General features: G+C 36.8%; 12 protein-coding genes and 1 tRNA gene. 4 read left to right on the top strand and 9 right to left on the bottom strand.

Going from position 1 to position 13,075, the window contains the following annotated elements; translation table 11 throughout:
• The 3 genes from H6F47_RS24360 to H6F47_RS24350 all read right to left on the bottom strand — a co-directional run.
• Positions 1–938: VOC family protein (locus H6F47_RS24360; RefSeq protein ID WP_190651385.1), on the bottom strand; the 938-nt coding region annotated here is incomplete at its 3' end.
• Between the two features lie 143 nt (positions 939–1,081).
• Positions 1,082–1,786: an SDR family oxidoreductase gene (locus H6F47_RS24355; protein WP_137669024.1), complete on the bottom strand. Its 705-nt coding sequence runs from the start codon at positions 1,784–1,786 to the stop codon at positions 1,082–1,084.
• 129 nt (positions 1,787–1,915) lie between these two features.
• The gene (locus H6F47_RS24350) at positions 1,916–3,709 is read right to left on the bottom strand and encodes a 4Fe-4S binding protein (protein WP_190651382.1); all 1,794 of its coding nucleotides are present in this window, start codon (positions 3,707–3,709) and stop codon (positions 1,916–1,918) included.
• A 1,010-nt stretch (positions 3,710–4,719) separates the two neighbouring features.
• On the opposite strand from H6F47_RS24350, the gene H6F47_RS24345 reads away from it, so the two are divergent.
• Positions 4,720–6,978, top strand: a complete 2,259-nt coding sequence (locus H6F47_RS24345) for a Wzz/FepE/Etk N-terminal domain-containing protein (protein WP_190651379.1) — start codon at positions 4,720–4,722, stop codon at positions 6,976–6,978.
• Here H6F47_RS24345 and H6F47_RS24340 read toward each other — a convergent pair.
• Positions 6,964–7,176, bottom strand: coding sequence for a hypothetical protein (locus tag H6F47_RS24340; RefSeq protein WP_190651377.1), 213 nt, complete (start codon positions 7,174–7,176; stop codon positions 6,964–6,966). The two genes, H6F47_RS24345 and H6F47_RS24340, sit on opposite strands and share 15 nt — an antisense overlap.
• A 194-nt stretch (positions 7,177–7,370) precedes the next feature.
• On the opposite strand from H6F47_RS24340, the gene H6F47_RS24335 reads away from it, so the two are divergent.
• Both H6F47_RS24335 and H6F47_RS24330 read left to right on the top strand, forming a co-directional pair.
• Complete coding sequence (locus H6F47_RS24335) at positions 7,371–8,516, top strand: SpoIID/LytB domain-containing protein (RefSeq protein WP_137669561.1); 1,146 nt, start codon at positions 7,371–7,373, stop codon at positions 8,514–8,516.
• A gap of 108 nt (positions 8,517–8,624) precedes the next feature.
• On the top strand, positions 8,625–8,825 hold the full coding sequence (locus H6F47_RS24330) for an alpha/beta hydrolase (RefSeq protein WP_190651375.1): 201 nt from the start codon (positions 8,625–8,627) through the stop codon (positions 8,823–8,825).
• Here H6F47_RS24330 and H6F47_RS24325 read toward each other — a convergent pair.
• On the bottom strand, positions 8,755–10,023 hold the full coding sequence (locus tag H6F47_RS24325) for a hypothetical protein (protein WP_190651373.1): 1,269 nt from the start codon (positions 10,021–10,023) through the stop codon (positions 8,755–8,757). The two genes, H6F47_RS24330 and H6F47_RS24325, sit on opposite strands and share 71 nt — an antisense overlap.
• Positions 10,024–10,312: 289 nt before the next feature.
• Between H6F47_RS24325 and H6F47_RS24320 the strand changes: the two genes are divergently transcribed.
• Positions 10,313–10,792, top strand: a complete 480-nt coding sequence (locus H6F47_RS24320) for a hypothetical protein (RefSeq protein ID WP_096572687.1) — start codon at positions 10,313–10,315, stop codon at positions 10,790–10,792.
• Between the two features lie 107 nt (positions 10,793–10,899).
• Here the strand turns inward: H6F47_RS24320 and H6F47_RS24315 are convergent.
• From H6F47_RS24315 to H6F47_RS24300, 4 genes are all read right to left on the bottom strand, one after another.
• Positions 10,900–10,971, bottom strand: a tRNA-Gln gene (locus H6F47_RS24315).
• Positions 10,972–11,550: 579 nt separating this feature from the next.
• Positions 11,551–11,901, bottom strand: coding sequence for a type II toxin-antitoxin system PemK/MazF family toxin (locus H6F47_RS24310; RefSeq protein WP_190651371.1), 351 nt, complete (start codon positions 11,899–11,901; stop codon positions 11,551–11,553).
• A complete protein-coding gene (locus H6F47_RS24305) occupies positions 11,892–12,107 on the bottom strand; it encodes a hypothetical protein (protein WP_096568418.1) in 216 nt (71 codons plus the stop codon). The genes H6F47_RS24310 and H6F47_RS24305 overlap by 10 nt, the downstream gene beginning before the upstream one ends.
• Before the next feature lie 224 nt (positions 12,108–12,331).
• Positions 12,332–13,075 (bottom strand): GUN4 domain-containing protein (locus H6F47_RS24300; RefSeq protein WP_190651368.1); only part of this gene is annotated, 744 nt, incomplete at its 5' end.

Raw genomic sequence — 13,075 nt, 5'->3', positions numbered from 1 at the left:
AAGAAAAAAGTAGGTTCATTAAAAATTGGCTGGGTGAAAATCTGCAATAGTAAAGCTTCTAAAGGTGCATCTTGTTGAGAGTCTACCAAAATTTCTTGTTGGGCGATCGCCTGTAATTCGTCAGGTGATAAAGGCAATTCTAAACGTTGTTGTAATTGTAAATAATAGCTTTTGGGAACAGAGAGAAAAGATAAACCAGCAGCCCGAAAACGAGCGATCGCATCAATTAAGTTTGCAGCTTGTAAAGCGATATGTTGCACACCAGAACCACGATTAAATGCTAAAAATTCCTGAATTTGGGAATTAGCAGAAGCAGGTTCATTAATTGGTAATTGTACCTTACCATTAGCAGAAATCATCACCTGACTATGCAAACCAGAAAAATCAGTTTGAATATTAAAACTTTGTTGGGGTTGAAAATCAAGAATATTCTGATACCATTTAACAGCAGTTTGTAAATCCCCGACTTCCACATTTAAAACCACATGATCTATACCTATAAAACCATCCTGTTCAATAATTGTTTTCTCAATATTTCTTTCAATTAATGAATGACTTAATTTACCCCAACCAGAAATTTTTGCATATTTGTAAAATTCACCATTTTCAACAGGTTGTAAAAGTGTAGCACCATTAGCAGTAGCCTTTGCCGTAACTGCCTTTAAATCTTCCACCACAAAAGCCACATCAACCACACCAGGAGGATGAAAACGTAAATATTCCGCTACAGGGCTACAGGGTAAAAGAGGTGAAGAAAGTAAAAAATAGACATCACCATTTTTCACAACTTCAGTCAGAGTGTGTAATGAACTTCCCTGATTTTCATAACTTGAAAAAAATGAATTAACTACTCTTTGAAAACCCAGATATTTGACAAACCAATCGCGCCAAGTGTGGGCATCTTCTACATAGAAGTGAACGTGATCAATTTGCAGCATATCAGTTATCAATTATCAGTTAACAGTGATCAGGTAAATGAAACACACCAGCAATAAAACTAAGTTTCTCTTTACGACTTTGCACCTCTGCACTTTGCGCGAAACTTGTATTTAAGTATGATTCATTTACCTGAAAAAAGCTCTTAGAAAAATAAATGACTATCAGGCTGAATATTAATTTCCATTGGCACAGCTTGAGGTTCAGCCGATAAAGCATAGAAAACAGCATTAGCCGCCGTTTCACAACTTAACATTTTACTTCTATCTACTTTTAAACTTACATTGTCCCAGAAAGGAGAATCTACACCACCAAAATAAAACAAAGTAAACTTGACACCAAAACGTTTAAGTTCATCCGCCATACACTTACTAAAACCCACAACCCCAAACTTAGAAGCAGAATAAGCCGCAGCCATCGGCATGGAATGTTTACCTAAAATCCCGACTATATTACAAATATGGCCAGATTTGCGTTTTTGCATTTCCTTAGCAGCAGCTTGAGAGGTATAAAAACAACCTTTTAAATTTAAGTCCAGAATTTTATCTAATTCCCCTGATTCTATATTGTTGTATGCCTTGAGAATACCTAAACCAGCCGCATTTACCAAAACATCAATTTTACCGAACTGCGCCACAGTTGCTTGTATCAATGCTTCCACCTGTTCCGGTTGTGTAATATCCGTTGGCACTGTCAGCACTTCCCCTGATAACTCACTAGCTAATGTTGTTAAATTCAAGGCATTTCTAGCAGCTAGTACCAATTTAGCCCCAGTGGGTGCAAGTTGACGAACTAAGGCTGAACCAATACCACCAGTAGCACCAACGATGACAATAACTTTATCCTGCATGACAGTATTGATAATCCCTTTACATTTCTTTATATACTATAGCACTAGTCATGAGTCAGTCGGGGTTATGACTCCCGGACTTCTTAAAGAAGTCCGGGATCTAAATAAAAACTTTATATTTCATATTTCTCATTTTTCTTTTTCCTGGGATCTCTTTAATTTCTGCAAACTATCTTTTACTAGTACAAAACCAGTATACTTGGTTGGTACATAAAGAATTTTATCGAAATGTTTTTGCAATACCTGATTCAAATCTTGCAGTTTTTGCAATAGCTCATCATTTTCTACATTATTTTCTACATTTTTTATTTCCAGAGGAGAATTGATAATTTCTACGTTTTCCACACCCAACTGATTGAGAATTTCCCAGTGTTCATCCTCTGAAATTTCCAAATCTTGAGCCATTTTTTGTAATACTTCTAAACCTTCAGAGTATTTCATCTTTCCTTCTACTAAAAATTCCCGTGCCACACCTTTGTATGCATGATAGAGTTTGTTTTTTGTGAAAGTTGGTAATACCTTGGCTAATACATATATTTCATGAGTATTTAATTCCTTAATAGAACGTCCATCTAAATATTTGGGCAAATTGATATCTAGTTTTTCTAGTTGCTTGCGTAAACGATTAGCAACACTTTCTCTTGAGTAAATATCCGGGGTACGTTTCCAAGTTTTGTATAGCCACATTGTACTCAAGATGACTAATAATATATCGTATAAATATTGTATCCATAATGGCAATAATATAATGAGAGGACGACCAGCAAAAATAAAAAAGAAGTTGAAAATGCCAAAGGTGCAAATGGTAAAAATTCGATGTCTAATAGTATCAATAGAAAGATGAAGATGATGACGCAGACTATAAGCTTTTGCTTTCTTTTCTATTACTTTTCCCCACCCATAGCCCAGGGCTGTAAATCCTCCAAGAGTCATAGGCACTGCAACTATTTTAGGTATATTAACTGTTTTTCCTAACACATAAAATCCCGGTGCAAACAGTGATGCAAGTTGATCGGTTTCTCTTGCCCAAATACCAGAAAAGTAATAATCCCAATAACCAGCATACAGATAGTAATAAACAAAATAACCAATAACTAAACCAACATAGCCGTAACGTACAAACGATGATTCTGGACGTTTTAAATCAGACCAATAAGTTCTTTCGGAATCAATATCAATACAAGGATTTTGACAAGCTACACAAGCACTTTTTTCTTTACCATCTGGTAATGTAGTACGGCACATTGATTGAGTAATTAATTGCTCACTTGTATGAGCCTGACTGCTAAATAATCCACCAGGTTCACTATAAATCCTTTGCACTGTAGCCATGGGACAAAAGTAGTTACACCAAGACTTACCACTATATAAATAACCCACAGTAATAGCGAATGCAATGGTAAATAATATCCATAATGTTAACATTAAACGATCTGCATTAAAAAATAAAATACGACCACATAACCCTACAAACAGCCATGCAAATTGTACATAGGGATAATTTTTGCCTAACCATGAATCAGGCTTAATTTTTACTAACTCATAACGTATTTTGCCAGTTTTAGGATCTTCTCGTTTGATTTGACGCTGCCAACCTAAAGAGCGGGGAATTTGTGATAAAAAAGATAGGGGGCAAATTCTTCGCCACATTTCATGTCCGAACACTAGTAAAATGAAAATAGAAATAGGAATAATTGCTCCCCAAAATAAGGTTGTTCCTAGAGGATAAGGCTGTTGTGATAGGCATTGATCTTGTACTTTAATACAAGTATTGGACAATCTCAAAGGACTCCAAGTATTTTCAGGTTTAGTCAATATTGAAGATAAAGGATCATATAAAAAAGATGCCATTAATCCTAGCCATAGGATAGTTAATACCCAGCGGATCTTGTGTATTAGAGTTTCAGATATACGATTAAACATGATTATTCGGTACTTGTTATGCTAAATTACTATTGGGTAAGAAAGAACAGGTAACGGGGAACAGGGAAAAAATCTTTGAAAAAATCTTTAATTTTCTAGTTTTTTAATAGGAATAATAATCATTGATACAGCTATAAGCAGAGTTTTTTCTATGAGGTACTACTTCTTATATGCTGATAATAGCTGATCTAGTGTTACCTCTGGAGTCGGAAAAGTCGGATCTCTCAGTCGGAAAAGTAGGGGAGGGGTAGGTAATAGGTTGGGGTTAGGGGTTGGTTAGAGGTTGTTTGAAAAGTCTTTCATGGTGTATCAAATATTTTGACCCCTCCCTAACCCTCCCCTTGTAAACGGGAGGGAACTGGATTTTTATTGTTTCCCCCTTTTACAAGGCGGGAGGGGGTAGCAATGTGATTAAAATCGTACTATACTACTTTTAAAACATCCTCTTAGGTTTATTTAATGTTTATTTAATGTTTATTTAATGTTTATTTAATGTTTATTTAATGTTTTTTTTAAAGTTAGATCACTTATCGTCCTGAATATTTTTCATACTTAATATATTTCCTATTTATCCTTCATTAAATATTTAAAATTCTTCTGAATAAATTTACTATCATAGTGCTAACTGGACATATATCGGGATGAATTAATGATCTAAGAGCTATGTAGGATATGTTCTATCAAGTAGTTCATCGGGAGCATCCCAATTTTGACAAAATAAACGCAGCAACACTAAAAAATCTCTCACAATTTCTTACCTTTGTGTCCTTTGCATCCTTTGCGGTTCAATTATATCAAGACTTGGAGCATTTTATTTCCCTAAATAAAAATAAATTTACACATTTGGGATGCTCCACTTCATCAACATGGAAAGAATAACTCTTATTGATGTAAGAAACAACTTTGAGTATCAATTATCTCCAAGGAAAAATATCTCAAAGTTTGATCTCAAAATTTGCTATCATCATTATCTTCCAGATATATTATTTTCATAGTAGAGGACTTTTCTAGTGGCTACAAGTCATCTCAATCGTAAACAAGTAATTACTACCTCTAAACAAAGCGTATTTGATCTTAGACAAATAGCTACAATTTTGTTTTACAGACGCTTTTTAATTTTGGGGGTTTCTTGTGCAGTAATATCAGTTACAAGTCTTTTGGCTGTCATCACAAAACCGATGTACCAGAGTTCTATGCAAATCATGATAACTGATGATTTGGATCAAGAATTACGATCAACTCAGAGCCAAATACAGAGCCAAACACAGAGCCAAACACAGAGCCAAATAGATGCAACCAGTCAGTTAAATAATTCTGATAATTCATCTGGAGAATATACCCAGCAGATGAAATTAATGCTGAGTTCTAAACTAGTACAAAAAGCAGTTGATTTACTACGTGCTGATTATCCCAATATTACCTTAGAAGATATCAAAGGTAACAGTGATACTGGCAAAACTGGATATTTGCAAATCAAACCCGCAGAAGAAAAATTATCATCTAATGGGGTTAATAATCAAGTATTTATCGTTTCATTTAAAGACCCCGATCCTGTCAAAACCCAAAGAGTATTACAAGCTCTGCAAAAAGTTTATCAAGACTATAATCTTGAACAAAAAAATCAGCGTGTTAATCAAGGTTTAGCCTTTGTTAACAACCGATTACCAAGGTTACAGAATGAGACATTAGCGGCTGAGAAAAGATTAGCATTTTTTCGCCGGAAACATAATGTAATTGATCCACAAATACAAAGTAAAATATTGTTAGAATCTCTGGCTGATATTCAGAAACAACGACAAACTAACCGTTTACAACTCGAAACTGTAGAAAATCGCTACAAAAGTCTAGAACAAAAATTAGCATCTTCCCAAAAGAATGCACAGTTAACTGCTAGTTTAAATCGTTCCAGTAACTATGAAGCTTTAGTCAATGAACTTAGAAAAACAGAAGCTAATTTAGCTCAGGAGCGTTTGCGCTACACCGATAATTCTCCAGTGGTGATCAGACTGAAGGAAAAACGCCAACTTCAGATGGCATTATTACAAGAAAAATTGCAAAATACAGCTACTAATACTGATCAAAATACAGAGAATTTATTAACTGTTGATAATAAATTATCTGAGGAGTTAGCCGGGTTGAGTAAACAACGAAATTCACTCATTAATAAAGGAAATAACTTAGTTAAATCTGAACAAGAAATTCGCACACAATTAAATACATACCCCAGCCTTATATCAGAATATAATCGTTTGTTATCCGATGTAAAAATCCAACGCCAAACACTTGAACAACTGGTACAATTCCAACAATCATTAGGATTGAAAATTGCTCAAAGCGGATTTGAGTGGGAAATTTTGGAAGAACCAGCAGTAGGTATTTATATTGGTACAAAAAAATGGTTATTGATTATTGGTGGAATAGTAACTGGACCAATTTTAGGTGTGATTGTAGTCTTAATTTGGGAAATGTTTAACAAGGTAATTTTTTCACCTTTACATTTACAAAAACTAACAAATATCAGATTACTTGGTTCTGTGCCAAGATTGGGTAAACCTAGTTTAAAAAGCAGATTGAAAGAAATATTGAGACAGAAGCAAGAAAAACAAGCATCGGTAATTACAGAAAACATAAATACAGAAAACATAAATACAGAAAACAAAAGTAAATTATCCAGCCATGAAACCCTGGATATGATTTACCAAAATCTGCAAATCTTTAAAAATTCCTTACCTTTTAAATCCTTGATGTTGACTTCTGCACTACCAGGAGAAGGGAAAACAACCTTAACTTTAGGGTTGGGAGCGAGTGCAGCGAATATGCACCAACGGGTATTAGTCATTGATGCTAATTTGCGATCGCCCAGCTTACACAAAATTTTGGGAATCTCTAATGATTGGGGTTTATCTTTATTATTGCTGGATGACATCAAGACACAATTTCAAAATTATATCCAACCTATTCACCCATCAATAGATGTTTTAACCGCAGGACCCCAACCAGATAATGTAGTGAATCTCCTCAGTTCAGAAAGACTTAAAGAATTAATAGAGTCTTTTGAAAAAATCTATGATCTAGTTTTAATAGATACTTCTTCTATTTTAGATAGTGTTGATGCGAGAATTATTGCCTCTGTTTCTAATGGTATTGTCATCGTCGGACGCATCGGGCAATTAACACCACATCAACTAATGCAAACAACAGAAATTTTGAGTCAGTTAAATTTAATTGGTATTGTTGCCAATGAAGTCAATAATTCAGGTGACAGGTGACTGGTGACAGGTGACTGGTGACAGGTGACTGGTGACTGGTGACTGGTGACTGGTGACTGGTGACTGGTGACTGGTGACTGGTGACTGGTGACTGGTGACTGGGAAAATACAAATAATTTCTCCCTGACTCCTGACTCCTTGATCTCCTGACTCCTTGATCTCCTGTAAGGGCGAAGCATTCGGGCGATAAATTATCAATTTTTATCACAGGTTATTTTCCGAATGCTTCGCCCCTACGACTCCTTGATCTCCTGACTCCTTGATCTCCTGACTCCTTGATCTCCTGACTCCTTGATCTCCTGACTCCTTGATCTCCTCAAGTTGAAGTCGCAACTTTCTCACAAGGAAAAATATCTTTTAAACTGGTAGAGGCTTGTGATTCAACGGTCAGCATGAAAATCCAACTTTATTTAGGCGCTTTATTTTCCCAAATTCAAGGAAAACATTGGTGGATAGGTATCCTGTTATGGTTTGTTTTAGTCGCTCCTGCTCAAGCATCTGTGATCCTGCGCGTAGCCATTGAAAAGGGAGTAAATCAAGTTAAAGTTGGTGCTTCCACGACAGCAATAGTTAAAGATAGTTCTGGCCGTACCCTGGGACAACTACCAGGAATGAGTGCTTATGCAGCCCAAGCAGTTCCCGGAGGAGTAGCCTTAGATAAATGGCAATCTGGTTTATTTTGGATTGAACCTACAGATAAAGGATTTGTTTATATAGGCGATCGCTGGTTTCGCGGTAGAACTTTGGTTATCCCCACCGAAAACGGCTTAACCGCTGTTAACTGGGTAGACTTAGAAGAATATCTCTACAGCGTCATCGGTGGAGAAATGAACTCTAGCTGGCCGCAAGAAGCTTTAAAAGCCCAAGCGATCGCTGCCCGTACCTATGCCCTCTACAAACGAGAACAACAACGTAACAACCCCATTTTTGACTTAGGAGATACCCCCGACCGCTGGCAAATTTACAAAGGTGTCAGCAGCGAATCTCGCAACACCTACGCAGCAGTAGATAGCACAGCAGGTCAAGTCCTCACCTACGACAACCGCATTATTCTTTCAGTATTTCATGCCTGTTCTGGTGGACACACCGAAAACGTAGAAGACGTTTGGGGAAACCCCCTTCCTTATTTACGCGCTGTCCAAGACTTCGATCAAAACATCAAAGAATGCAACTGGAGCAGAACCTTCACCCCAGAAGAAATTAGCTCTCGCATTTCTGGAGTCGGTAACGTCAGAGATATGATGATTGAATCTCTGTCTCCTTTCCGCAGCGTTAAAACTTTAAGAATTGTGGGAGATCAAGGTACAAAAGTCCTCAAAGGTGAAGCAGTCCGCACTGCACTAAAACTGAGAAGTACCCGTTTCACCCTCAACAAAGACGCAAATGGTAACTTCACCCTCCAAGGATTAGGTTTTGGACATGGTTTAGGTATGAGTCAATGGGGAGCATACAACCTAGCTAAACAGGGAGCAAACCACCTGCAAATTTTAGGACATTATTACAAAGGTGTAGCTTTAACTCCTATTCAAGCTAAGTAGTCTGGGGACTGGGGACTGGGGACTGGGGACTGGGGACTGGGGACTGGGGACTGGGGACTGGGGACTGGGGACTGGTGACTGGGGACTGGGGACTGGGTAATCAATTTTATGTTTTCTAATCAACTATTACCAATTACCAATTACCAATTACCAATTACCAATTACCAATTACCAATTACCAATTACCAATCACCAATCACCAATCACCAATCACCAATTACCAATTACCAATCACTAATTACCCATCACCTAACAAATTCTGCTTTTTCACCTGCTCAAATTCCTGTTCTAGTAAATCTCTATCACTAGAGTAAATTAAATCCTCTTTACCAATTACTTTCTCACCAGCAAACTGACGAGCAAAATCAATCTTTTGTTGTAAAGTATCATCCGCATTCCCTAAAATTCTCGCCCTTTCTAAACGTTCACGGTTACGAGTTGCAATTTTACCATTACGCCATTTAATCCAAAAATAACGCGCTAATGGTATTCCTAAAAAACCAATCCCATAAGCTAACAACAACCAATAAATTCCTTGGACAAAACCAACCAATCCCCCTATTTGGGCTGCAATTTCTCCACCTTTTAATAAACTTCCTAATATTAAAGCTCCCACAATATTCACCACACCCAAACCAGCACTGAGCATAATTTGTCCTGAACTCGCAGCACTAAACCGCCACAGATTTTCATCTAAATATGGATCTACTGGTTGACGGAGTTTTTTACTAGCTTGTACTTGTAATTCAGGGAAATAATATACCATTTGTCCTTCAGGACTTACCTGGGGTTTACCATTAAATCGTACCAACACAGGTAACATATAATCTTCATATTCCTGTTGGTATTTCTCCCCCAAATTATCTAAATACGGTGCAATTTGTTCTGCAACCACCGCCCCTTGATTATTTCTAATTACAATCCCAATTTCTCGCCAACGTCTTTCTTCTAATTTCGCATTCGGATTTCCATCACCAAATAAAAATGAAAATACAGATTCTAAGAAATTGAACTCACTGTTTTCTCTTCTTTCTCTGCGTCTTTCTTCGCCATAATAATCAGGACTAAAATACCAAAATAAATCCGGGAAAAAGAAGAAATTGAAACCACCAGAACTGCTGCTTCTATTATCTCCATCTCGGTCTGAATTAGCAGCAGTCATAATTATAATGATGGTGATAGTAATCAGGGCAATCGAAGCAATTAACAAAATACCAAAGGAAATTCTAATTAAATAAAACAGCACCCCCCAAATTTTTTTCCACCATTCTTGCAAACGCAACTGCAAATATTTATTTCTTAAAATTGTTCTAAAATTTTGGGGAAATTGATAAACAATATCACCTGTTTCTGCTACCTGTAAATGTCCACCAGCATCAGACGCTAAAGCTAATAAACCTTGATTAGCTTCAGCCACATTTAAACCCGCTTGACTAGCTACATCACCCACAGTCACACGGTAGCCTAATTGTTCCACAGATCGCATAATAGCGGGATTGGGAGTCATTGTCTCTCCTGTCCTGTTTGATTTTATAGTTGCTCTTCTCCAGTATAAATAATTTATCAATAGGCAACAGGGGACTGGGGACTGGGGACTGGGGACTGGGGACTGGGGACTGGGGACTGGGGACAGTGGGAATAAATTATTACCAATTACCAATTACCAATTACCAATCACCAATTACCAATTACCAATCACCAATTACCAATTACCAATTACCAATTACCAATTACCAATTAATTTAAATGTTAAAATTAAATACCATCTTGGTAAACCAGCAAATTTTTCCCCTACTATGGTTCAATATACTCTCGCTCAAAGTCCAGAAATTATCCTCACTGTTCCTGGAAGAGATTCGGCTAAAGCCCGTGATAAAGCAATGGATCAGTTGATGGAACTGATGGAAGCTGATAAACTACCCACAGAATTGGAAGAAGGTTTTGGTCCTCAACAGTTAATAGAAGTCAAAGAACCAACTATTGATAATACTAGCGGTGAGGATGCCATTACCCAAGCTGTACAAGTTCTCAGTAATTTGGCTACACTCAAGTTAAAAGTCCAGGAAACCCGTGCTGAAGCTTTAGAAATTCGTAAAGCTGTTGATGTTCTATTTTCTGATAATACTGTAACTGAGGATGAAATTACCCGTCTCAAGGAAGGTTTCAAGGTGCTGAAAAATTTCGCCCAAGCTAATATTCGTTATCAAGAAGCAAAAGCGAAAGCTGAACAAGCGAGAGAAATTTTAGATCAAGCTTTAAAATCACCCGAAAAATAACAATATTGAGTAATTGGTAAATCTAAAATCCCAAATCTAAAATATAAAATCCAAAATATCAAAAAGGGTAGACTTTTTAATCTACCCTTGATAATTATTTGATAATACTGGGGCGCTAGGATTCGAACCTAGGGATGGCGGGACCAAAACCCGCTGCCTTACCGCTTGGCTACGCCCCACTGCTTTCACTCTAAATAATATAGCAGTCACACCATAGGTTTTGTCAAGGGTTTTTTCCAAAAAATTTCCAAAAAATTTCCGATTCCTTAGCAGGTGGCTATAGAAGATCCCGGACTTCTCCAAGAAGTCCGGGATCTGAGGGATTTGAGGCAAAAAAATAGGGAAGGTTGTTATCCCTTCCCTTGGTTTGTTGTTTTTCTGGTTTTTTTGGTTGTTTTCTGGCTTTTGCTGTTCTTTGAGTTTGTTTCTCAGCATCTGCTGTTGTTTCTTGATTTGTCTTTTTCTGGCTGAACCGCCCCGGCCTTTGTCGTTTCTCCCTTGTTTACGGGGGGATTCCCATCTTTTTAAGCGCATAGTGTTTTTTGTGGTGAGTAATGACTATGAAATGCTATGAGCAGCACTTGTCTTATTATAATACAGAATTTTCAGTTTTTACAGAAAGTTAGACCAGGTTGTATATAAAGGCTGATTTGCAGACAAGCTACTCATCCTCTTCAGATAGTATTGCATCAAGATCAATTTCTACATCAGCAACTAGAGATTGAACACGGTTTACTAAATCTGGTTTAATAATATACCTAATCTTGTAAAATCCAATTTGCTAGATTTTGTCTAATTCTTGTTAATCTTGCTTCAGAAATTTCACCAATTTTTCCTAAAAGTATCTGTTCGGAAACTACAGCTAGTCGTGAAACTCGAAACACACTTTCTGATTTTAAGCCTGTTTGCGAAAAATCAACATCTTGGGGTGAGATAATTTCATCTAATCCTACTATTTCTTGTCCTGTTTTTGTGGAAATCATACAGGCTAACCAGTCATCATAACTATTATTAGATAGGGGTTTGATGAGTAGTGGAGGGCGTAATTTCCCCAGTGTCAGGTTAGTTTGCGGAAATTTGAAGAGAACGATTTGACCTGCTATTGCCATTTTTCTATTAAATCGGATTCGGTGTATTCAGGAAGATGATCATTTTCTAAGTCTCTCATAGCTTGTTCTAAGGAAAACTCGTTCCATTCTTCATTTTCTTTGTTATTCAAGATTGGGATTAATATTTTTTGAATTGTCCATTTTTCTTCTTCTATCAGTTCTAAAATAGTTTCTTTGATCAGGGCTTTTAGTTGTTGGTTTTCCATTGTTCACCTTTGGTTAATCATTCTTTGATTTTACCTTGTTTTTAAGTCGTGGATCTGTGAATAGGAGATTGAGAACGAACCACCACAGAGGCACAGAGGACACAGAGAAAAATATCTGTTATTTTTTAGTAGGTTAACATTAACATCCTGTACATCCTTTAATCCTGGTTATCCTGATTCAAACTTAATATTTTTCTGTAATCTTTAAATTTTACAGTTTACTGTTATGAACGCAAGATCAGAACTATTACAACCGCTTTCCAGTAATCATCTTGAGAATACAAACTAATAACTACTTTCCACCACCATATCGAACCTACGGGAAAAAAAGGAAGATGCGCTTTTGGTGCTTTTATGTCAAAGGTAATCTCGTTATAAGACAGTAAATTTTCTCCTGTTCTCCATCCTACCTTATCTATAAATCTATTCAAGATTTGGCGGTTGTAAGTTGTTGTCCCCCCCACACTTTCATAAATCTGCTTCTGTACAGAAAAACCAAAGCGTCCATTACTATTCTTTACCCACAAATTGTCTATAATGCTGATGTCTCCACTTGGAATATTAAGAACATTGTCTATTTCCAAATAACCCGGTATTCCTCGGTTAGCAAGCGTCAATATTATCCGTCTTGTTTCCTCATCTGCTTCTTTCCACTTTCTTGCTGCTAATAATTTCTCTAGTTTTTGATACCGACTTGTTACAGTAACAGATGGTGAAGGTGGTGAAGGTAAAATTTGAGAAGGCGATCGCCTCACATTTTGATCTACAAAATTTAACTCCTGCATCACTTCTTTTACAGATTGATAACGATGTTTAGCAATAGGACTTGCTAATTTTTCCAAAATCTTTCCTAATTCATTACTTACAACATTCCCATTTAAAAAATCTCTCCATACCCATTCCCCTTCCATCGGACTATATAAATCAAAGGGACTAACTCCTGTTAATAAATGCAAACAAGTTACCCC

Source organism: Sphaerospermopsis sp. FACHB-1094 (assembly GCF_014696195.1).
Lineage (GTDB): Bacteria > Cyanobacteriota > Cyanobacteriia > Cyanobacteriales > Nostocaceae > Sphaerospermopsis > Sphaerospermopsis kisseleviana.
The sequence above is the reverse complement of the archived record's forward strand: the minus strand, read 5'-3'. Positions and strand labels throughout refer to the sequence as shown.

What these genes read in the sequence shown, in the direction of transcription:
- H6F47_RS24335 (WP_137669561.1), top strand. Translation starts at nt 7,371, where the DNA reads ATGAAAATCCAACTTTATTTAGGCGCTTTATTTTCCCAAATTCAAGGA.
- H6F47_RS24355 (WP_137669024.1), bottom strand. Translation starts at nt 1,786, where the DNA reads ATGCAGGATAAAGTTATTGTCATCGTTGGTGCTACTGGTGGTATTGGT.
- H6F47_RS24320 (WP_096572687.1), top strand. Translation starts at nt 10,313, where the DNA reads ATGGTTCAATATACTCTCGCTCAAAGTCCAGAAATTATCCTCACTGTT.
- H6F47_RS24310 (WP_190651371.1), bottom strand. Translation starts at nt 11,901, where the DNA reads ATGGCAATAGCAGGTCAAATCGTTCTCTTCAAATTTCCGCAAACTAAC.
- H6F47_RS24330 (WP_190651375.1), top strand. Translation starts at nt 8,625, where the DNA reads ATGTTTTCTAATCAACTATTACCAATTACCAATTACCAATTACCAATT.
- H6F47_RS24305 (WP_096568418.1), bottom strand. Translation starts at nt 12,107, where the DNA reads ATGGAAAACCAACAACTAAAAGCCCTGATCAAAGAAACTATTTTAGAA.
- H6F47_RS24325 (WP_190651373.1), bottom strand. Translation starts at nt 10,023, where the DNA reads ATGACTCCCAATCCCGCTATTATGCGATCTGTGGAACAATTAGGCTAC.
- H6F47_RS24350 (WP_190651382.1), bottom strand. Translation starts at nt 3,709, where the DNA reads ATGTTTAATCGTATATCTGAAACTCTAATACACAAGATCCGCTGGGTA.